This is a genomic window from Corynebacterium sp. HMSC056E09 (assembly GCF_001813425.1).
Lineage (GTDB): Bacteria > Actinomycetota > Actinomycetes > Mycobacteriales > Mycobacteriaceae > Corynebacterium > Corynebacterium hesseae.
Genome location: NZ_KV812491.1, coordinates 27,583 through 48,822 on the forward strand (window position 1 = coordinate 27,583; position 21,240 = coordinate 48,822).

Genomic DNA, 21,240 nt, shown 5'->3' on the forward strand with positions numbered 1-21,240 from the left:
CCACACTAGTAGTCATGGCTTCTTCTAAATCTTCCGCCTCGACGGCCTGGAAAATCTTCATTGGCGTACTCGTGGTACTCCTGCTCATCATCCTGGTAGCTGAGCTCGGCCTGCGCTGGTTCTTAGGTTCACAGATGAAGAGCCAATTCACCGAGTCCGCCAAGGAACAGGGCGTGGAGACATCTGAGGAACCGGAGGTGAGCTTCGGTGCTAGCCCCATGATCTTTGGCATGCTCAACGGCAAGATTCCGCAGATGGATATGAAGACCCCGTCCACGCTGAAGATTGATGGCACCAACATCGCTGGCCAACCGGCTGCGGATGTCCACGTCGAAGACATGACGCTGTCCCAGGAGCCAGTCGCGGGCACTCTGCGGGCCTCGACGACGGTCCCGGATCAGTTCCTGCTTGCCAGCTTCCAGAAGGCCATTGCTGAGCAGTCCGGCTATGATGCCTTGGGCAACCTCGTGGTCACCGCGATTGCCGCCAACGATGCCGAGGATGACCTCGAGGTGGAATTCGCCGGTGGCCTGGCCACGCTCTCGCTCAAGCCGGAAGCTCGCGACGGCAAGCTCGCCATCGATGCGAAGGAAGCATCGCTCTTCGGCTTCGACCTGCCGGAGCAGGCAACCTCCGCGATTTCGAATGCCTTGGCCGAAGGCATGGAGGAACAGCTCGCGGGACAAAAGCTCACCTTTGAGTCCGTGGACGTCGGCGCTGGCGAGCTCACGCTGACCCTCATTGGCCACGACGTCCCGATGAGCGAGCTCGATTCCGCCACGGCACCAGCACCGGAATCGGCACCGGCCAACTAAGGCTTAAGAATTAGAGCGCAGGCACTCTACGGTGAGCTGCGTGTCTAGGTCTTCGTCGTCTGAAACGACGGACCCCGGATCAACAAGGGATTGATAGCCCGCCTGCTCCGCCAGGCGGGCTATTTCTTTAAGCGGCAATCGCGAGTCTTCGGGAAGAATGAGCCCTAAACGCACGGGCAGCGGGCAGGCCTCGCGGAGGGTGACGAGCTCGGAGAGGAGCGAGGTGGCGTCGCCAAGCAGTGCATCCACCGCAACCCACACCTCTGCGGCGCCTGATTGCACGGCCAGCCGCGCCTCCGCCGCCTTCACCAAAGAGTGGTGGCGCCCAGTGGGATAGCCGGCGACGGCAATGACGTGCTCGGCGCCCTCGGCGGCAAGCACATGGTGCGGGGAGACAAGCACTCGCTGCTGCCCCGCGGATTGGGTCCGCACCTCCTCCAGGGAGGCCTCAAGCAGATTCAGCATTAGTAGGAATAATCGCCGTTGATGATGGCCTTGAGCTGCGGGCGCACATCAAACCAGTACACGCCGGTGATGATGGCGCCAATCCAGCTAACGAAAGGCAGCGGCAGGTTCATCACCAGGGCGGAACCGACGAGCAACCCGACCCATACCCATTTGTTCTGGCGGTCACCGGCGCGGAAGGCATCCTCCCGCGTCATCGCCGCTAGGACGGCACCGATGAGGGCAAAAAGGGATACCGCCATAAAAATGTACTGCGGTATCGACGAAATAATATTTAGAAAAGTGTGCATTAATTAATTCTCGTCAACGACTTCGCCGTCGATGACATCGTCGTTCGGCTTTGCTGCATAGGGGTTGCGCGGGCTCTGCGGCTCCTGCGGCTGCTGGCCCGCCGCGCGCTGCTCCTTGGCGTTGTTGATAGCGCCCTGAACCCCCTCACGGGTCTCATTGAAGGCGGTGTTGAAATCCTCACGAGCCTTCACGAAGGACTCCGAGTTGCGGGTCTCGCGTGCAGCGGAGGACACAGACTCCCCAATGTTCTTGGCCGTGGAGGTCACGCGGTCAAAGAAGGACTCTTCCTTCGCGGTGCCATCACCCATGCCCGCCGCATCAGCGGCGCGGGCAATGCGTTCCGCCTGCGCGTTCTGGGCCTGATTCTGGCGCTCTTCCTTGAAACGGCCACCAAAATCCTTGGCCACATCAAAGGCAGAGGAACCGGCATTCTTGATTGAGTCAAATACGGACATGGTCGTCACTCCTTGTTAGACGCCAAAAAGCAGATGATTAACAGTGTAGATAACCAACCCAGCCAGTGCACCCACGACCGTGCCGTTGAGGCGAATGAACTGCAGGTCCTTGCCCACCATGAGCTCGATGTTCTCGGAGGCCTCCTGGGCATCCCAGCGCTTAATGGTCTCCGGGATAATCGCGATGATCTCCGGTGCGAACTTCTCCACCGCGTAGCGCGCGGCCTTGTCCACGAACGCATTGGCCTGGGCCAGGAACTCCGAATCCTCCAGCAGCCGGTGCGCCATTTCTTTCACCTTGGCGGTCATCTTCTGGCGCAGGAAGGACTCCGGGTCAGTGAGCTGCTCAATAAGCGTGGAGGAGACCGTCGCCCACATTGCCGCCGGGGCCTTCTGCGCCTGATCGGAAGCCAGCATTTCCTGCTTGATTCCCTCGATGCGCCCGCGCATATCTTCATCCCACTGCAGGTCCGAGGCCAGCTTGGACAGGTTACGGCGAATGGCCAGGCGGGCCTCGTGGTTGCCGTTGCGGCGAACCTCATCGGCGAACTCCACGAGCTCGGCGTAGACCTTCTCCCCCACCATCTCGCGGGCAAAGCGCGGCGCCCAGCCGGGCATGCGCTCATCGATGGCGGTGACCACAGTGGATTCCATGCCAAGGATCTTTCCGTGCGCCCAGTCAATGAGGTCATCCTCCAGCGGCCGCGCCTTGCCTTCCGCGATATAGCCCTCCAACAGGCGGCCCAGCGGCGGGCCCCACTCGGGTTCTGCCAGACGGTCCATGACTTGGGTGCGGATGAATTGCTCTGCCTCCGCCGGGTCTAGGTCTGCGACCACGCTGGCGGCGCGCTCACCAATCCACGCGGAGACCTCCTCCGCCCGCCCAGGCTCTACGCCCTGGCGCGCCAGCCACAGCGGTAACTCCGCCTCACGCACCTTGGCGCTGAGTGCATCCGCGGTGAGGAAGTTCTCCTCCACGAAGTCCTTGAGCGCATCACCCACGCGGTCCTTGTTGTTGGGGATGAGCGCGGTGTGCGGGATGGGCAGCCCCATCGGCCGGCGGAACAGCGCGGTCACGGCGAACCAGTCCGCCAATCCACCGACCATTCCTGCCTCCGCCGCCGCGCGCACGTAGCCCACCCAGACGGGAGCCCCGCTTGCCGACGCCTGCCACCACGAGCACCCCAAAAAGATCACCGCCGCACCAATCAGGAAGGACAGCGCAATCGCCTTCCAGCGGCGCAGGTCCGCCCGGCGCGCCTCCTGGTTTCCTGGCTGCGGCACAAACGACGTCTGCGACGCCGACATTTCCCGAGCCGGCTCAAGCCCTGCGTCCGCGCGGTGCGTCATGGGTTGGTTCTCCTTGGGTCTGCGTAATGATGGGGAATAGTGAATCCATTAATCAACATTAGTGGGCGTACCGGACACATTCGATAGCCACCAACACTAAGATCGACTCCTAGCTTTATGAACGCCGGCCTGCCGAGGGCCCGTTTGTGGTTCCGTGATTCACGCCCCCTTGCAGTGACGCACCAGGGCATCTTTCGTGTTGGCGTAGCCGAGGACGGTTGCCACGTCCTTGCCGTAGAACAGGACCTGCCCGCCCGAGGTGATGGTTCGGATCGTACCGAACTCGTGGTTGGTGAACGCATGTAGCGCGGTAGCCATGACCAACGTCTTTTCCGAGAACCGGGTAGACAATCGCGGGCGCGGGATGCGCCAGGCTCTCACCTGTCAGGCACGGCAGGCACCGAAACCGGACACGGTGTGAGGAAGGCTCTCGCCCATACGCCCCCGAGCACCGACAAATCCGGACGGGTCAGAGGGCACACTGGTGTGTGAACGTACCGATGGCTCCAAGTTTCGTGCTCTTGCCTCGGCGTCATCAACCAGGTAGCCTCGTAGTCAACATGACCGGTTCCGCTGCCCGCCTCAATGGGAGTCCAGGGCCGGTCTTCGTTTTTGTTTCAAACAGGGGTGCGCGTGGAGCAGGTGAAGCAGTTCAAGACCTACGGTGAACAGGTCGAATTGCTTCGTCAGCGTGGGATGCGAGTGGATGATCCCCAACATGCTGAGACGCTGCTGGCTCAATTGAACTACTACCGCTTGTCCGGATACTGGTACCCGATGCGCCGTTTCTCCCAAGGCGACGGCACTGCCCGAGATGAATTCGTTGAGGGAGCATCGTTTGATCTGGTGGTAGCTCTCTATGGGTTTGACGAACAATTGCGCCACAGCGTGTTCATCGAGCTTGATCGCGTGGAGTTGGCTATTCGAACCAAGCTCGGTCACGAACTGGGTCGCCTTGACCCGCTGATCTATTTGGATCCCCAGCGTTTGAGCGCCCGGGCACGGCAGCGAAACAAAGACGGGCGTAGCGTGCACGAGGTGTGGCTGAGAAAGCACCAGTCGGCATTGAAAGCGTCGAGGGAGGACTTCGTCGCCCACCACAAATCCAAATATGACGGGACTCTACCCATCTGGGCGGCTGTCGAAATCATGGATTGGGGGATGCTGTCGTACCTGTACGGCATGTCGCCCAATATCGTGCGCAAACGGATTGCCGAGCCCTGCGGCCTAACTGGCCCTCAGCTTGAATCATGGCTGAAATCCTTGAATATTCTGCGTAATTACGCAGCTCATCATGCAAGGATGTTCAACCGTGTTTACGACATCAAACCGAAACTGAACAATGACGTCAGGCTGGCTCCCGTAGCTGAAAGAATGAATCGCGTGTTTGGGCAGCTCTCCCTTATCCAATACTTGCAGCGCCAACTGGACTTGTCTCCAGCCGACCGGCTACCGAAGCTGTTCCACACCTACCCGCACAATCCCATCGTGCCGTTTTCTCGCACAGGAGCACCTGACAACTGGCGCGAGTTGCCTCTCTGGCGCGTCTAATCTTTGCGGTAGTAGTCGCATTCGTACCCGTCTGCGTCGAGTGTCATGGCGTGGACGAGGAGGTCACGAGCGACTGCTTGGACGATGTTCTCGACGAGTTTCTCGCCGTAGTTCTTCAGCCGCCCCCACACTTGCGTCCGGTTGTGACATCGCTGTAGGACCCACTTCCAGTTCTCCCATGATCGGGCTAGACGCAGCCTGCGCGGAATCAGCGAACAAGTAGCAAAAGCCAAACGCGCTGTTGACGGCGATATCGCAATCAAGCGCAACCGTTATATCGATCTTCCCGCCCAGGAAGGTATCGGGCATTACCGCAGGCTATTCAACATTGAGAAATCGTTTTGGATGTCGAAATCAGACCTAAAAGCACGCCCAATCTACGCCAGGAAACAACCGGCTTCATCGGTAAGGGAATGTTCGCTTAGAGCCACGCGCATGGCTTTAGGGCTGTCCTCAGAGCAGAGGGTTCGGCGCCGTCGATAGGGGCGTCGCCAAGCGCCTGCTCCCCTTTTACCACCAACCTAGAAATAAGCGAGGCCAATTTTTACAAATCTGCCCTTATCTCTTGACGCGCTCGGAAAGGACAAGTAGCTTCAAAGTGAAACCACCCATAAGAAGAAAGCTATGAACTGCTCAAGATCAGCCAAGAAGTTTGCTGGGGCCGCATTGGGGGCCCTGATGTTCTTTGCATGCGATTCAGCCCTACCCCAAACAGCGGAGGCGGAAAATACCCCCGCCAGCGCTGAGCGTCAAACCGTGGCCACCGACCGACTAGAAGAGTATGCACAACAAGAAGGTATCAGTACCGAGGAGGTTTTCTACAGGGCGGCCAAAGAACTAGAGGCTAGTTCCCTCGAACGAAATCTAAATCCAAGTGGAACCCACTACGTGTATAGCTTGACGGATGGCAGTGCCTTGAGCTTCCCCACGGCTGCAGAATTTGAAAACCGAGTGAGCGCTGGGTTCGAGAATGGGCAAATCTGGTTGGAGCTAACGCCATTCGAACAAAAGATGGCTGCTGCTGGAGGGCTAGGCGGCATTGAAGCAGTAGTTTGCCTCGCAGGCCCAGCCGCGTGCATCGTGGGGGGAGTAATTGCCGGCAGCCTGGGTTTCTATGTGAGCGAACGAGGAGTTTGCCCCAATAATCAAAGGATGACACTTTACTACACTCGTTCCGGTTCTTATAGCTGGGCACGTTGCGGGAGCAAATAAGATGCACGTGCCAATGTCTCGATCCCTGATTCCCCTCGGAATCATCGTAGTTGCAGCTGGGCTGCTCGCGTTCGAGGTCATCAACCTAACGAATTTTCTATGGGTCGCGGGAAGTATGGTGGTGGCGTTTGCCATTCTTTTCGTGATTGCATTAGCAGAATCCAAAAATAATAAGAGGAAGCAGCACGAAGATTCTCTTTAGTGCGTACGGGCAAAAGCAAAGTGTGATCGATCAAAGCTTATTGCCGTTATTAACGTCGCCAAGCGCTCAGCCCCCTCCCCTTGCCCTAGTTTCCTACCTTCTTCCTAGCGTTTCCCAATCCCCACACAACCCTAAACACCACCACAACCCCCACCTCCTCACATGGTCTCCCATGTGTGTTTGGAGGTGGGGGTTGTGGTGGTGTCAGTACAGAAACTTAGGCGTTCAACGTCCTAGGAGGTGCCTAGTTGATGCGGCCGGTTTCCTTGCGGTACTGGCGGTAGTAGCGGCGACCGAAGTGGACGGAGCTGACTGCCAGGATGGCAACAACGACGAGCGCGATAGCGCCGACGATGATGTTGATTTGGTAGTCAGCACCAGCGGTGCCCTGCGGGTAGAGCCACGTACCGAGGCCCCAAATGAGGATGCCGGCTGCCGGCAGGAGCGAGAGAATCAGGCCCATGCCCACCCAGGTGGAGGTGCGCAGCAACGAAGAGTGCGGTGCACCGTAGGATACGGGCTCGTAGCCCTCGATGTAGGAGTCCTGGATCTTGCCGGAGAACTCCGGGTAGGTCTCGCTGTGGTGATCAGCTACTGCCGGGTTGAGGTCGCTCATGGCTGAAACTTTCTCTCGTTCCTGTTAATCCTGTGAATGACTATAGCTTAGTCGTCCTTGCCGCGGAAAGCAGCACGTGCACGTTCGCGGGTAACCGCGGAAACCGCGGTCAGCGGCACACCAGCCGGGCACACATCAGCGCACTCGCCGTAGAGCGAGCAGTGGCCGAAGTTCTGCTCCAGATCGTCCACCATGTTGCGTGCGCGGCGGCCACGCTCTTCCTTGCCCAGCGGCATGAGGGAGAGGTGAACCAGCTTGGCGCCGGTGAACAGGTGAGCAGCGCCGTTCGGGCAGGATGCTACGCAGGCACCGCAGCCGATGCAGGCAGCGTGATCCAGGGCGTACTCGGAGGTCTCGTGGTTGATGTGCAGGGTGTCAGCATCCGGAGCGGTACCCGCATCCATGGATACGTAGCCGCCCTGCTCCATGACGTGGTCCAGCTTGGAGCGGTCCACGATCATGTCCTTGATTACCGGGTAGGCAGCGGAGCGGAAAGGCTCCAGCTTGATGGTGTCGCCGTCCTTGAACTGGAACAGGCGCTGCTGGCAGGCCGGGGTGTTCTGGCCCGGGCCGTGCGGGCGGCCGTTGACCAGAAGGCCACAGGTACCACAGATGCCCTCACGGCAGTCGGAAGCGAATGCGTACGGCTCCTTGCCGGCCTCGATGAGGCCGTCGTTGACGTGGTCGAGCAACTCCAAGATGGACATCTGCTCGGCGGCGTCGTCAACCTGCACGGTTTCGAACTTGCCTTCTTGCGTCGGTCCGGCTTGACGCCAGATCTCAAGTGTCAGTTTCATTACTTGTAGTTCCTTGTCATCAGCGGGATCGAATCAAAGTACAGCGGCTCGGCGTGGCGGATGAACTCGCCCTCAGCAGCGCCCGGCTCCCATGCGGAGACGAAGCACCAGTTCTCGTCATCACGCTCGGCCTCGCCGTCCTCGGAGAGGTGGTCATCACGGAAGTGAGCACCACAGGACTCGTCGCGGTCGAGAGCGTCGATGCACATGAGCTCGCCCAGGTCGATGTAGTCAGCAACGCGCAGACCGTACTCGAGAACCTGGTTCATGTCGTTGGCGTCGCCAGTAATGCGGACGTTAGCCCAGAATTCCTTGCGCAGTGCGCGAACCTTCTCGATGGCAACCTTGAGGTCCTCGACGTTACGGGACACGCCACAACCCCAGTAGAGGATGTCACCCAGCTGGCGGTGGTAGTACGCCGGGCCGTGCGGATCCTGACCCTGGATGGACATGAGGCGGTCGATGCGAGCCTGTGCGCGAGCAACAGTCTCGTTGGCCTCTGCCGAGTCCTCAGCCAGCTTGGCCTCACCCAGGTGGTGGGCCAGGTAGTTCGGGATGGTGAACGGCAGGGTGAACCAGCCATCAACGGAAGCGGACAGCAGGGAGTTAGCACCCAGGCGGTTCGCACCGTGGTAGGTCCAGGAGCACTCACCGGCGGCGAAGAGGCCGTCGATGGTGGTCATCTCGTTGAAGTCCGTCCACAGGCCGCCCATGGTGAAGTGGCAGGTCGGAGCGATACGCATCGGGGTCTCATAAGCGGACTCACCAATAGCCTCTTCGTACATTTCGATGAGGTTGGAGTAGCGCTCGCGGATCTTGTCCTTGCCCAGGCGCTCGATGGCGTCGCGGAAGTCCAGGTACACGGAGTTGTGCAGCGGACCAACGCCCAGACCCTTGTTGATCTGCTGGGAGATGGCGCGGGAAGCCACGTCACGCGGGACGAGGTTACCGAAGGCCGGGTAGCGGCGCTCCAGGAAGTAGTCGCGCTCCTCTTCCGGAATCTCATTGGCAGGACGGTCATCCTTCTCCTTGATCGGAGACCAGATGCGGCCATCGTTACGCAGCGACTCGGACATGAGGATGGTCTTGGACTGCCACTCGGAGTTGACCGGCAGGCCAGTCGGGTGGAACTGGATGAATGCCGGGGAAGCCAGGTAAGCACCGTTCTCGTACGCACGCATCATGGCGCCGGCGTTCGAGTTCTTGGCCAGCGTGGACATGTGGTAGACGTTGCCGTAACCGCCGGTACCGAGGATGACTGCGTGGCCGGTGAAGGCCTTGAGCTCGCCGGTGATGAGGTTGCGGGTCACGATGCCGCCGGCGCGCTTCTTACCACCGTCGGTGTAGGTGATGATGTCCTGCAGGTCGTGGTGAGCGAAGAGCTCCACGTTGCCCAGGCCAATCTGGCGGTAGAGCGCAGACGTGGTGGACAGCTGCAGCTGCTGGCCTGTTTGGCCACGGGTGTAGTAGGTACGGGAGACCTGCACACCACCGAAGGAACGGGTAGCCAAGGTGCCGCCGTACTCGCGAGCAAACGGAGCGCCGATGGCGTTCATGTGGTCGATGACGCGGATGGACTCATAGGCCAAGCGCCAGCAGTCGGACTCGCGGCAGCGGTAGTCACCACCCTTAACGGTGTCCTTGGTGTGGCGGTAAGCGGAGTCGTTATCCACCTTCTTGTGGCGGGAGGAGTTCACACCACCCTGCGCAGCAATGGAGTGCGCACGGCGCGGTGAATCGTGGTAGGTGAAGACCTTGACCTTGTAGCCCAACTCGCCGAGAGCAGCGGCGGCGGAACCAGCGGACAGGCCGGTACCGACGACGATGATCTCGAACTTGCGGCGGTTCAGCGGGGAGACGAGCTCCATGTGGTCCTTCTGGTAGCTCCACATGTCCTTCATCGGGACGCCGTGCGGCTCGTGGGACTCCAGGATGCGGCCCGGCTTAACGCCCGGGACGATGGACTGCGGGTGCGAGAAGTCAGGGTGCTCGCGCTTGAGTTCAGTGTTCGCGTTAGTCATGGGTTCAAAACTCCTTTAGCTGACCCAGCCCAGGGCGACGGACAACGGCATAACAATGTTTGCCAGGCACACGACGGCCGGGACGATGTACGCCAGGACAACAAAAACCTCGCGCCACTTTGCACCGGTGATGCCCAGGTCAGAAGCCGCAAGGCGGATACCGTGGGTCAGGTGCAGGAAGAGGCACAGCATGGCGACGATGTAGACGATGGTCACCGGCCAGCGCGAGAAGGTTGCGATCATGTTGGCCTTAACGGCACCGTGAGCAAAAGCTTCTGCTGCAACCGGCTGGACACCAATCGTCAGGTCCAGAAGGTGGAAGATGATGAACAGGAGAAGCACGACGCCGGTAACCAACATGCTCTTGGTGGCAAAGGAATCCATGCCGCCCATCAGGTTCGTGCGCTTGAACTTGCCGCGAGATGCCTTCGAGCGAGCGGTCAAAGCAAAAGCGCCGTAAATGTGAGCGATTACGCAGGCCAGCAGGACGATGCGAATGATCCACAGTGCGTGACCGCTCGGGATCAGTGGCTCACCAAGATTACGCAGGTAAGCGCCGTAGGCATCGAGTGCTTCCTGGCCGTCGTGAGCCGGCAAGTAAAGCTTCAGGTTGCCGGCCATGTGCCCCACAACGAAGAGCGCGAAGAACAGACCGGTAATTGCCATCGTCAGTTTCAAAGCCCAGGACGGAATTCCTGGCTTAGGACGAATCGTTTCATTAGTAATACGGCCGTGAGCGAGGGCTTCACGGTCAGGATTTTTTACAGACATGACACCTCCATTGTCGCCCTTACCTTACGCAGACCTTTGCGCTGACCACTAGTTATATCTTTGCTTTGCATACCCCCTCCCCCTCCTATGGTCCCCGTATTTAAACGAGTTAAGGCAAGGATCACCTTAGGCGCCACACCTCTTTGAGCGCTCTACCTTGATCACTTCCTTTTACGCAATATTGACCTTGCGAAAACATTTTACGGATGAGACTTTTGTCACAGGGTGTGGCCTGAGTGACGACCCTACCCCTTTAGGTGTCAAACTTTCGCTTGGTATGCACCCCTATCGCCCGCTCGGCACCCCGCCAGCACCCCCACTTCGCAGCGGAGTTAAAATACTTCACACATTCCTTGCAAAACAATTGTTATGACCGAAAGGCACTAGGTAACCTAGCTCACATGAGCAAGACATACGTGGGTTCGCGCCTGCGCCAGCTGCGCCGCGAACGTGATCTCAGCCAAGCTACTCTCGCCGCTACGCTGGGACTTTCAGCTAGCTACGTCAATCAGATTGAGCATGACGTGCGCCCCCTTACCGTCCCGGTCTTGCTGAAAATTACTGAAGCCTTTGGTGTGGATGCCACGTTCTTCTCCCGTGATGATGATTCACGTCTGCTTGCGGAAATCCAGGATGTCGTCCAAGACCAGGAAATCTGCCCCTCCCCCGTGGAGCTTCAGGAATTGTCCGAATTGGTCTACAACCATCCCACCGTCGCCCGCACGCTCGTGGATATCCACCGCCGCTACCGCAATATTCGTGACAAGCTCTCGCTCGCCACCGATACCCGCCGCTCGGACGGGAACCAAGCGCTGTCCATGCCTCACGACGAGGTGCGAGACTTCTTTTATGCCCGGCAGAACTACCTCGACGAGTTGGATATCCACGCAGAGGAAACTGCCGCGAAACTCAACGTTATTCCCTTTCACATTCGCGACATTGAACAGGCCCTTAATGAGCGGCTCACTTCCAAACACGGCGTAGAGATTCTCACCACCGATCGCATGGACGGCACCCTGCATCGCTTCGACAAGGAGAGCGGCACCCTTCGCCTTGCCAGCCGCCTGAGCGTGGGCCAGCGCGCCTTCCGCATGGCGGCAGAGTTGGGTTTCCTCGAGGCGGGCGCGCTAATCGACGCCCTCGTGGACGAAGAACCCTTCACCTCGGACGCCTCTATCAACCTGGCCAAGCGTGGAATTGCCAACTACTACGCCGCCGCCACGCTGCTCCCCTACAACCTCATCCACAGTGAGGCCGAGCAATCCGGGTATGACGTGGAGTACCTCTGCAACGTCTTTGGCGTGGGCTACGAGACAATTGCCTCGCGCCTCTCCACGCTGCAGCGCCCCAACAAGCGCGGAATCCCCTTTACTTTCGTGAGGGTTGATCGCGCCGGCAATATGTCCAAGCGCCAATCGGCCACGGGCGTACACTTTTCCAATTCCGGCGGAACGTGCCCGCTATGGAACGTGTATGAGTCCTTCGCCCGCCCCAACACCATCTCGCGTCAGCTGGCGCAGATGCCGGATGGCCGCAACTACCTCTGGATTTCACGGACGGTGAGCTACCCCCAGGGCCGTTTCGGCGATACCAATAAACTCTTCTCCATCGGCCTAGGCTGCGAGGCGCGCCACGCCAGCCGCACAGTCTATGCCCAAGGCCTCAACCTCGACGCCCTGTCTGCCGCAACCCCCATCGGCGCCGGCTGCCGCACTTGCCCTCGCCAGAATTGCGCTCAACGCGCCTTCCCGGCCATTAATGAAGAGCTGGTGGTCGACGCCCACCGTTCCGCCGTCGCACCGTATTAATCGGGAGCAATAACCAGGCAGTTTTCCGCTCTGGCCCCTACGTTTACCCCTATACCACCCTTTATATATTGCCAATAAAAAGCATTGTAATGGTTTTGGCTAGAAAAATTCATGGATTTTCCAGGGTTTGCTTGCTTATGGTGGGACGTGAACGATATCCCCTATCGAAAGGATTACCATTATGAGCAGCTTCGCTGGAAACTTCCTGGGCCAGATTCAGGGCCTTCTTGTATCCATCGTCAACGCACCGTTCGTTCTGTCCTCCAAGCTCTTCAGCTAAAGGAAGTAGCGCCACGGCACTAAACCAACGCTCCCCCTCAATCCCTTTGCCGGGATTGAGGGGGAGCGTTCTTGTTTTGGCTTCTCGCCTTGGCCTTAGAGGTTAATCATGTGGCCGCCGATACCCTCGGCAGCTTCCTTCATAGCCTCAGACAGCGTCGGGTGAGTATGAATGTTGCGTCCGATTTCCTCAGCGGTGAGGTCGAAGCGCTGCGCCAGGGTCAGCTCCGGCAGCAGCTCGGAAACGTTGGAGCCCACCATGTGGCCGCCGATGAGCTCACCGAATTCGCCGTCAGCAATAAACTTGACGAAGCCCGCGGTCTCATTCAGGCCGGCCGCCTTGCCGTTAGCGGAGAATGGGAAGGTAGCGACCTTAATGTCGCGGTCAGCGAACTTCTCACGAGCCTGCTCCTCGGTGTAGCCGAAGGAGGCAACCTGCGGGTTGCAGAAGGTGGCGCGTGGCATATTCATGTAGTCACCCAGCAGCTGGGTCTCAGCGCCGGCGATGACCTCAGCGGCCACGACACCCTGTGCCTCAGCCACGTGTGCGAGCTGCAGCTTCGCGGTGACGTCGCCAATGGCGTAGATGCCCTCAACGTTGGTGCGCATGTAGTCATCGATGGCGATGGCGCCGCGCTCGGTGAGCTCAACGCCGGTGTTCTCCAGGCCGAAGCCCTCGGTACGCGGGGCGAAGCCAATGGAGACCATGCAGCGGTCCACAGTCAGCGTATCGGTCTTGGAGCCGTCCTTGGACTCAACCTCAACGGTGACATTGTCGCCATTGTCCTTGATGGCGGTGGTCTTGTAGCCGGTCAGGAGCTTCACGCCGAGCTTCTTGTATTCCTTGGCGATGGCCTTGGAGACATCCTTATCCTCGTTCGGCAGGACGCGGTCCATGAACTCCACGATGGTCACGTCCACGCCGTAGTTGGCCAGAACATAAGCAAACTCCATGCCGATGGCGCCTGCGCCAACGATCACCATGGAATCCGGAGCCTCATCGTTGAGGATCTGCTCCTCGAAGGACACGATGTTGCCGCCGATTTCCACGCCCGGAAGGGAACGAACGACGGAGCCGGTGGCGATAATGCAGTTATCAAAGGTAATGGTCTTACCCTTGTCATCACCCTCAGTAATCTCGATGGTCTTGGCGTCCTTGAAGGAGCCCAAGCCATTGATCTCCGTAATCTTGTTCTTCTTCATCAGGTAGTGCACACCCTTGACAATGCCCTCCGACACCTTGCGGGAGCGCTTGTGTGCAACTCCGAAGTCGAAGGAAACATCGCCGGAAATACCGAAGGCCTTAGCCTCATGGTTGAAGGTATGTGCAACCTCAGCATTCTTAAGAAGAGCCTTGGAGGGGATGCAGCCCACGTTGAGGCAGACACCGCCCCAGTACTGCTTCTCAATAACGGCAACCTTCTTGCCCAGCTGGGCAGCGCGGATGGCGGACACGTAGCCGCCGGGGCCCGCGCCGAGTACTACAACGTCAAAATGTTCATTAGTCACGTTCTACAGGATACGTAACTTTATGCTCGCTGTCCCACCACCCCCGCCCTGCACCCGCCGGACAGCCCATAGCAGTCAGGATGCTTTAAACACCTTCGGGCAAAAATCAACCCTTAACCCCCAAGAAGGGGATTAAGGGAAAGAAAACGAGGGCACAGCCCTCAACAAACTATTTAGAACAGGCCCCAGTCCAAGGCAGCCTTCGAGGAGGTGGAGGAGCCAGAGTGAGCGATCTGGCCCAGCACCTGGTTGATGGAAACGAGGATGGTGTCAAAAAAGTTCATTCTTCTTCTTTCTGTTGTTGTTCTAGCGGCGCGTACGGCTTCATGCGGCGCCCTCCAGCGAGGCCACGGCGATGCAGGACGGTCGCCGCCAAAAGCGGTCACGGTACCTAGCCCCACTAACGAAGGAGACGGCCGTTGCGTTACATAGCCCACGAATAGGCACGGAAAGATTATGACACGGTTTTCACTTCAATACCACCATTCACTTTTATAACTTGGTATGTTTAGTCTGACTGCCCTTATCTTCGGGGGTGCTGGATTACCCATCTATCAGCGCTTTTGCCCATGTCAAGGGTGGTTTGTCCGGAGCATCTTTTAAACTTGCCCCTACACTTCCGCTCATCACTTAGAAAGCGAGATTCCATGAAGATTGCGCGCTCTCTCACGACGCTTGCGGCGGCCTCCGCCTTAGCCCTCGGCGCCGTCGTTTCCCCTATCGCCAGCGCATCCGACGTTAAACCGGAACAAATCAGCGGTGAGGCTACACCGTCCGATATTTCCGAGCTCGACCTTTACACCGAACTCGAGGAGTACCTGCCCAAGGATGAGGCCGGCAACCCATCGCCGTCCCGCGAACAGTATGAGGCTTCCTTCGACAAGCAGGTCACCTTTAAGAACGTCGACATCAAGAAAATCCCGGACAACAAAAAATGGATGGGCTACGTCTTCAAGTACTGGGATTACCGCCACAAGGTCAAGACCATCAAGGCCACCGCTCCTGCAATGGATAACCGCGACGTCCCCCTCGCAGTGATCACCCCGGACGGTACCTTTGATGCTTCCCGCCCGACCCTCTACTTGCTCAACGGTGCCGGCGGCGCCGAGCAGGGCATGGACTGGATTGTCTCCACCGTGGCCAAGGACCTTGATCCGAAGACGGAGAAGACTCAAGACCTCGTTCACTACTACGCCAACCGCAACGTCAACGTTGTCATCCCGCAGGCGGGCGCTTTCTCCTACTACACCGACTGGCTGACTACACCGGACCGCAGCTACCTCAAGGGCCCGCAGAAGTGGGAGACCTTCCTAACCAAGGAGCTTCCTGGCCCGCTGGAGAAGCACATTAACGGCAACGGCAAGCGCGGCATTGCCGGCATGTCCATGTCCGCTACCTCCTCGCTGGTGCTGGCCCAGCACAACCCGAACTTCTACGATGCCATCGGCTCCTACTCCGGTTGCGCTGCTACTTCGACGCCGCTGCCGAACTTCTACTCGCAACTCACGGTGAACCGCGGTGGCGGAAGCACCGAGCAGATGTGGGGACCGATGGGCGGTGACTACAACCGCTACAACGATGGCCTCATCAACGCCACGAAGAACAACATGGGCAACTCCAAGGTCTACGTTTCCGCCAACTCCGGTTTGGCTGGGGCAACTGACTTGGGCTCGTCCAAGATTGATGCCTTGGGCTCGTCCCAGGCCTTCAAGTCCTCCTCCACCCTCGTGGTTGAGGGCGGCGTCATCGAAGCAGCCATGAACGCCTGCACACATGACCTGAAGGCAAAGATGGAGCGCGAGGGCGTCGACGCGGTCTTTAACCTGCGCAACACCGGTACCCACTCCTGGCCGGGCTGGTTGGATGACGTCAACTCCTCCTGGCCTACCTACGCACGCGCCTTTGGCCTTCCCGTCGATCCAGCTGAGCCTGTAGCGACTGCGTATTCAGCAGATGCGGATTCGGACGCTAACGAAAAGGCCGCCGATGCCGATAGTCAGGATGCGAAAAAGGCGGAGGCGGAAGCAGACACCGAAGGCCTCGCTGATTCCCTGCCAGAAGATCCTGCGGTGACCGAGCAGTAAGCTCAATCGCCGTACCAATTGTTGAATAAGGAACGTAATGAAGCGTCTTAGCTCTCTCCTCGCCGCCGGCGCGCTCAGCGCAGCCGCGCTGGTCAGCCCCGTTGCAGGTGCTGCCACCATCACCCCGCAGCAGGTTGCGGGTGACACTGCCCTATCCACCATCTCGGACCTGCAGGTCACCCCGGAGGTGGAGAGCCAGAAGTGGTATGACCACTACAAGGATGATGCCCGCGTTCTCAAGCTGGAAGCTACGTCGCCGGCGATGAACGGCCGCGCCATTCCGCTGGCTGTCATCCCGGCCAAGAACCCGGACCGCCCGACGGTCTACCTGCTCAACGGCGCTGGTTCCGCCGAGCAAGATTCCGACTGGCTGTACATGTCCGATGTCGTGGATTTCTACGCGGACAAAGACGTCAACGTTGTGGTTCCGCAGGCAGGCGCCTTCTCCTACTACACCGACTGGCTGGAAGAGCCCAACGGCAAGTACCTCAAGGGCCCGCAGAAGTGGGAGACCTTCCTGACCAAGGAGCTTCCTGGCCCACTGGAGGAGCGTCTGAACGCAAGCAATAAGCGCGCCATCGCCGGCATGTCCATGTCTGCGACGTCCTCGCTGCTGCTTGCCCAGCACAATCAGGGCTTCTATGACGCGGTCGGTTCCTTCGCCGGCTGTGCCGCAACCGCCTACCCCACCGAGTATGAGTTCCTGCGCCTCACCGTCAACCGCGGTGGCGGCCAGCCGGAGCAGATGTGGGGCCCGATGGGCTCTGCCTACAACCGCTACAACGACGCCCTGATGAACTCCGAGAAGCTGCGTGGCACCAAGCTGTACATCTCCTCGGCATCGGGCTTCGCGGGTGAGCAGGATACGCCGTCTTATTACATCAACAAGGGATACAACCCGGCGGCTGCTTATCTGGGCTCAGCGCAGCTGCAGGTAGAAGGCGGCGTCATCGAGGCGGCCGTGAACCACTGCACCCACATGCTCAAGGCAAAGCTGGATCAGCAGAACATCCCCGCAAACTACAACTTCCGCAATGTGGGTACGCACTCCTGGCCGGGCTGGCGCGAGGACTTGGTGAAGTCCTGGCCTACCTTTGAGGAAGCCTTCAACTCCTAAACAGCAAGCCGCGCACGTCACACCGTGCGCGCTCCCCTGGCTTCGGACAAGCCGGACAAGGGCGGTAGGATAGCGGCATTATGAAGCTGCTTTCCACCGCCCTTTCGCATATCTCAGCCGCTCGCGACCGCGCCGCACTCACTCGAGATAGCTACACGGGGGTGGATTTCAACCTCGGCTTCGAGGTCACCCACTATGACTTGGATCTGACCTACCGCGTGGAGCCCAACCTGCTCCAGGGTGAAGCCGTGCTCCATATTCGTGCGCTGGAGGACTTAGACAAGCTCACCCTCGACCTCGGCGGCGCTATGGTGGCTCGCCGCATCACGGCGAAGCACGCGCCGCGCGTGGCCAAATTCCGCCTGTCCGGCGGAAAGCTGCGCCTAAACTTCGCCGACATGATCGCCGAAGGCCAAGAGTTTGAGCTTTGCATTCGGTATGGCGGAGCACCCCGCCCGCTGCGCACGCCGTGGGGTGACATCGGGTGGGAAGAAACAGAGTCAGGCTCGCTAGTGGCCAGCCAGCCCAACGGCGCGCCCAGCTGGTTCCCCTGTGATGACACCCCGTCCGCGAAGGCCACCTACGATATTCGTATCACCGCCGACGATCCTTTCGTTGTCATCTCCAACGGCAAGCTGGTCTCCCGCCGCCGCGCGGGCGGATCCATGACGCGCTGGCACTACCGCGTCAAGCACCCTATGGCCACCTATCTGGCCACGGTCCAGGTCGGCGAATACATCGACATTCCCCTCGGCCCCAACGTCCGTGCGTGGGCACCGGCCCGCCTCAAGCAGGTAGTACTCGAAGAATTTGCCCAGCAGCAGGAGATGGTGGATTTCTACTCTGCGCTCTTTGGCCACTACCCCTTCGCCGACTACCAAGTAGTCATCACCGATGATGAGCTGGAAATCCCCCTCGAAGCCCAGGGCTTGTCCATCTTCGGCTCCAACCACGTCAAGGGCGATCACGTCTTCGAACGGCTCATCGCGCACGAGCTCTCCCACCAGTGGTTCGGCAACTCCGTGGGCCTTTCGGAGTGGAAGGATATCTGGCTCAACGAAGGTTTCGCCTGCTACTGCGAGTGGCTGTGGTTTGAGCACGCGCACGGCCGCCCAGCACATGAATCGGCACGCTCGCACTATCAGGTGCTGGCCCGCAAGAAGCAGGACATCGTGCTCAGTGATCCTGGTACGCGCGATATGTTTGATGACCGCGTCTACAAGCGCGGCGCTCTGACCGTCCACGCGCTGCGCCGTCTGTTGGGCGATGAGCTCTTCTTCCTCACAGTCCGTGAGTACCTCTCCGCCGCGCAGCATTCCACTGTGACCCCGGACGACCTGATCAGCCGTCTGCGTGCGGTGGCTGTTGATCCCTCTGCCGTGGACGCACTTCTGGATGAATGGCTCAACCACGAGGCGCTGCCTCAGTTCCCGGCTTAATACTGCGCTGCCATGCTCTAAACTGGGAGACCATGCGCAGACTGCTTGTTACCGGCGGCGCCGGCTTTATTGGTGCAAACTTCGTGCGGCTCGTGGCCCAGCAGCGCCCTGAGGTGGAGATCACCGTCCTGGATAAGCTCACCTACGCGGGCAACCGCGCCAACCTCGACGGCGTGGACGCCGAGCTCGTGGTGGGGGACGTGGCGGATGAGGGGGTCGTCGACAAGCTCGTGGCCCAGGCCGATACCGTGGTGCACTTCGCGGCGGAATCCCACAATGACAACTCCCTGCGGGATCCTTCGCCCTTCCTCCACACCAACATCATGGGCACCTACGTGCTGCTGGAGGCCTGCCGCCGCCACGATGTGCGCCTCCATCATGTCTCCACCGATGAGGTCTTCGGGGACCTAGAGATCGGCGCCGATACCTACTTCACGGAGGAAACTCCCTATAACCCGTCTTCGCCCTATTCGGCCTCGAAGGCCGGTTCGGATCACCTGGTGCGCGCGTGGGTGCGCAGTTTTGGGCTGCGGGCAACCATTTCGAATTGCTCCAATAATTACGGCCCCTACCAGCACATTGAGAAGTTCATTCCGCGGCAGATCACCAACCTGCTTCTAGGCCAGCCCGCCAAGCTTTATGGCACCGGCGAGCAGGTGCGGGATTGGATTCACGTGGATGACCACAACGAGGCGGTGCTCGCCATCCTGGACCGCGGGCGCCTTGGGGAGACCTATAACATCGGCGCCGACCAGGAGGATACGAATAACCGCCAGGTCATCGAGATGATTTGTGAGCTCATGGGGGCGACGGATAATGGCCGGGCGCGCTTTGAGCACGTGGCGGACCGCCCGGGCCATGACCAGCGCTACGCCATGGATGCCAGCAAGCTGCGCCGCGAGCTGGGCTGGGCCCCGCGCTACACGGATCTGCGGGAGGGCCTGGCCGCCACCATTGAGTGGTACCGCGCCCACGAGGAGTGGTGGCGCGCGGGCAAGGAAGAAGTCGAAGCCAACTACGCGAAGCAAGGACAATAAATAGCCATGAAGGTGCAGTCAACGGCCATCGAGGGCCTGCTCATTGTTCAGCTCGACGTCCACGGGGATAACCGCGGCTGGTTCAAGGAGAACTGGCAGCGCGAGAAAATGGTGGCGGCCGGCTTGCCAGACTTCCAACCGGTGCAAAACAACGTTTCCTTCAATGCGGAGAAGGGTGTCACACGCGGGCTGCACGCGGAGCCCTGGGACAAGCTGGTCTCCGTGGCCTCCGGCCGGGCCTTCGGCGCGTGGTGCGATCTGCGCGAGGGCTCTGCCACCTTCGGGCAGCTGGTGACCCACGAGCTGCGCGAGGACGTGGCGGTCTTCGTGCCGCGCGGCGTGGCCAACGGTTTCCAGGCACTGGAGGCCTGCGCCTACTCCTACCTGGTCAATGACCACTGGTCCCCGGATGCGGAATACACCTGCGTCAACCTGGACATGGTGGACTGGCCGCTGGAGCCGACGGAGATCTCCGACAAGGACAAGGGGCACCCCGCGCTTGCCGACGTCTCCCCCATGCCCCCTCGCCGCATCCTGGTCACCGGCGCCAACGGGCAGCTGGGCCGCGCATTAAAGAAGTTCCTGCCTTCTGCTGGCTTGGGTGCTGTGGAGTTCTGCGGGCACGAGGATTTCGATATCACCAACCCGCCTGCCCGCCCGTGGAAGCAGTACTCCGCCATCATCAACTGCGCGGCGTACAACGATGTCAACGGCGCGGAGGACGATCGCGCCGCGGCCTGGGCGGTCAACGCTTCCGCACCGGCGAAGCTCGCGCGCATTGCGGCGGAGAATAACCTGACCTTGGTGCACGTGTCTAGCGACTACATCTTTGATGGCTCTAAAGAGGTCCACTCCGAGGAGGAGATGCCCTCCCCGCTCTCGGCCTACGGGGCGTCGAAAGCCGCGGGCGATACGGCTGCACAAACCGCCCCGCGCCACTATGTCATCCGTACCTCGTGGGTCTTCGGCGATGGCGCGAACTTCATGGCCACGATGCGCTCTTTGGCGGATAAGGGGGTCAAGCCCTCCGTCATCCATGATCAGCGCGGGCGCCCCACCTTCGCCGAGGACCTGGCCAAGGGCATCATCCACTTGCTCAAGACCGAAGCCGAGTACGGCGTGTACAACATCTCCAACTCCGGTGATGCGGTGGGACGCGATGAAATCGCCATGGCCGTCTTCACCGGCGTGGGCCAAGACCCTGCGGATGTCACGCCGGTGAGCACCGAGCAGTACCGCGAGATCGCCGGGCCCGAGGCTCCCCGCCCGAAGGAGTCCACCTTCGATCTGTCCAAGATTGAAGCCACCGGCTTTAAACCTATGAATTGGCGGGCCGCTTTGGCACTCTACCTGGGGCTTTACCCAGCATAACACTCAACATAACACTTAACTTCCCACGTGTTATGTTATGTGTTATGTTG

Annotated in this window: 18 protein-coding genes and 1 pseudogene; 9 read left to right on the top strand and 10 right to left on the bottom strand. The window is 59.7% G+C overall.

The window, feature by feature from the left end; translation table 11 throughout:
* Positions 1-14 precede the first annotated feature (14 nt).
* Entirely contained in the window at positions 15-815 is an 801-nt protein-coding gene (locus HMPREF2912_RS05235; RefSeq protein WP_070563611.1) for an LmeA family phospholipid-binding protein, read from the top strand.
* 3 nt (positions 816-818) lie between these two features.
* On the opposite strand, the gene HMPREF2912_RS05240 is transcribed toward HMPREF2912_RS05235, so the two are convergent.
* The 5 genes from HMPREF2912_RS05240 to HMPREF2912_RS12590 form a co-directional block, all read right to left on the bottom strand.
* Positions 819-1,280, bottom strand: coding sequence for a deoxyribose-phosphate aldolase (locus HMPREF2912_RS05240; RefSeq protein WP_070563608.1), 462 nt, complete (start codon positions 1,278-1,280; stop codon positions 819-821).
* The gene (locus tag HMPREF2912_RS05245) at positions 1,280-1,570 is read right to left on the bottom strand and encodes a DUF2516 family protein (RefSeq protein ID WP_070563604.1); all 291 of its coding nucleotides are present in this window, start codon (positions 1,568-1,570) and stop codon (positions 1,280-1,282) included. Before HMPREF2912_RS05245 ends, HMPREF2912_RS05240 begins: the two co-directional genes overlap by 1 nt.
* A 3-nt stretch (positions 1,571-1,573) precedes the next feature.
* Positions 1,574-2,026 carry a CGLAU_01105 family protein gene (locus HMPREF2912_RS05250; RefSeq protein ID WP_070521169.1) on the bottom strand — a complete coding sequence of 151 codons (453 nt, stop codon included), beginning with the start codon at positions 2,024-2,026 and terminating at the stop codon, positions 1,574-1,576.
* A 15-nt stretch (positions 2,027-2,041) separates the two neighbouring features.
* Complete coding sequence (locus HMPREF2912_RS05255; RefSeq protein ID WP_070683489.1) at positions 2,042-3,376, bottom strand: DUF445 domain-containing protein; 1,335 nt, start codon at positions 3,374-3,376, stop codon at positions 2,042-2,044.
* 159 nt (positions 3,377-3,535) lie between these two features.
* Positions 3,536-3,694: a BRO family protein gene (locus tag HMPREF2912_RS12590; RefSeq protein ID WP_246816462.1), complete on the bottom strand. Its 159-nt coding sequence runs from the start codon at positions 3,692-3,694 to the stop codon at positions 3,536-3,538.
* A gap of 315 nt (positions 3,695-4,009) precedes the next feature.
* On the opposite strand from HMPREF2912_RS12590, the gene HMPREF2912_RS05260 reads away from it, so the two are divergent.
* Both HMPREF2912_RS05260 and HMPREF2912_RS13180 read left to right on the top strand, forming a co-directional pair.
* A complete protein-coding gene (locus HMPREF2912_RS05260; RefSeq protein ID WP_070683492.1) occupies positions 4,010-4,927 on the top strand; it encodes an Abi family protein in 918 nt (305 codons plus the stop codon).
* Between the two features lie 162 nt (positions 4,928-5,089).
* Positions 5,090-5,308 (top strand): annotated as a pseudogene (locus tag HMPREF2912_RS13180) (transposase); the annotation flags it as partial.
* Between the two features lie 1,277 nt (positions 5,309-6,585).
* On the opposite strand, the gene HMPREF2912_RS05275 reads toward HMPREF2912_RS13180, so the two are convergent.
* The 4 genes from HMPREF2912_RS05275 to HMPREF2912_RS05290 are packed head-to-tail and all read right to left on the bottom strand — an operon-like array spanning position 6,586 to position 10,546.
* The gene (locus tag HMPREF2912_RS05275) at positions 6,586-6,957 is read right to left on the bottom strand and encodes a hypothetical protein (RefSeq protein ID WP_070563595.1); all 372 of its coding nucleotides are present in this window, start codon (positions 6,955-6,957) and stop codon (positions 6,586-6,588) included.
* 47 nt (positions 6,958-7,004) lie between these two features.
* Positions 7,005-7,754 carry a succinate dehydrogenase/fumarate reductase iron-sulfur subunit gene (locus HMPREF2912_RS05280; RefSeq protein ID WP_070521216.1) on the bottom strand — a complete coding sequence of 250 codons (750 nt, stop codon included), beginning with the start codon at positions 7,752-7,754 and terminating at the stop codon, positions 7,005-7,007.
* The gene (locus tag HMPREF2912_RS05285) at positions 7,754-9,775 is read right to left on the bottom strand and encodes a fumarate reductase/succinate dehydrogenase flavoprotein subunit (RefSeq protein WP_070521219.1); all 2,022 of its coding nucleotides are present in this window, start codon (positions 9,773-9,775) and stop codon (positions 7,754-7,756) included. Before HMPREF2912_RS05285 ends, HMPREF2912_RS05280 begins: the two co-directional genes overlap by 1 nt.
* A gap of 15 nt (positions 9,776-9,790) precedes the next feature.
* Positions 9,791-10,546, bottom strand: a complete 756-nt coding sequence (locus HMPREF2912_RS05290) for a succinate dehydrogenase cytochrome b subunit (protein ID WP_070521222.1) — start codon at positions 10,544-10,546, stop codon at positions 9,791-9,793.
* A gap of 401 nt (positions 10,547-10,947) precedes the next feature.
* Between HMPREF2912_RS05290 and ramB the strand changes: the two genes are divergently transcribed.
* On the top strand, positions 10,948-12,354 hold the full coding sequence (gene ramB, locus HMPREF2912_RS05295; RefSeq protein WP_070563592.1) for an acetate metabolism transcriptional regulator RamB: 1,407 nt from the start codon (positions 10,948-10,950) through the stop codon (positions 12,352-12,354).
* A gap of 375 nt (positions 12,355-12,729) precedes the next feature.
* Here the strand turns inward: ramB and lpdA are convergent, their stop codons facing one another.
* Positions 12,730-14,142, bottom strand: coding sequence for a dihydrolipoyl dehydrogenase (gene lpdA / locus HMPREF2912_RS05300; protein ID WP_070683498.1), 1,413 nt, complete (start codon positions 14,140-14,142; stop codon positions 12,730-12,732).
* 647 nt (positions 14,143-14,789) lie between these two features.
* Between lpdA and HMPREF2912_RS05305 the strand changes: the two genes are divergently transcribed.
* From HMPREF2912_RS05305 to HMPREF2912_RS05325, 5 genes are all read left to right on the top strand, one after another.
* The gene (locus HMPREF2912_RS05305) at positions 14,790-16,226 is read left to right on the top strand and encodes an alpha/beta hydrolase (RefSeq protein ID WP_070563589.1); all 1,437 of its coding nucleotides are present in this window, start codon (positions 14,790-14,792) and stop codon (positions 16,224-16,226) included.
* A 37-nt stretch (positions 16,227-16,263) separates the two neighbouring features.
* On the top strand, positions 16,264-17,343 hold the full coding sequence (locus HMPREF2912_RS05310; protein WP_070561521.1) for an alpha/beta hydrolase: 1,080 nt from the start codon (positions 16,264-16,266) through the stop codon (positions 17,341-17,343).
* Positions 17,344-17,423: 80 nt separating this feature from the next.
* Positions 17,424-18,782 carry a M1 family metallopeptidase gene (locus HMPREF2912_RS05315; protein WP_070563585.1) on the top strand — a complete coding sequence of 453 codons (1,359 nt, stop codon included), beginning with the start codon at positions 17,424-17,426 and terminating at the stop codon, positions 18,780-18,782.
* A 32-nt stretch (positions 18,783-18,814) separates the two neighbouring features.
* A complete protein-coding gene (rfbB, locus tag HMPREF2912_RS05320; protein WP_070563582.1) occupies positions 18,815-19,819 on the top strand; it encodes a dTDP-glucose 4,6-dehydratase in 1,005 nt (334 codons plus the stop codon).
* 6 nt (positions 19,820-19,825) lie between these two features.
* Positions 19,826-21,190 carry a sugar nucleotide-binding protein gene (locus tag HMPREF2912_RS05325; RefSeq protein ID WP_070563579.1) on the top strand — a complete coding sequence of 455 codons (1,365 nt, stop codon included), beginning with the start codon at positions 19,826-19,828 and terminating at the stop codon, positions 21,188-21,190.
* Positions 21,191-21,240 lie beyond the last annotated feature (50 nt).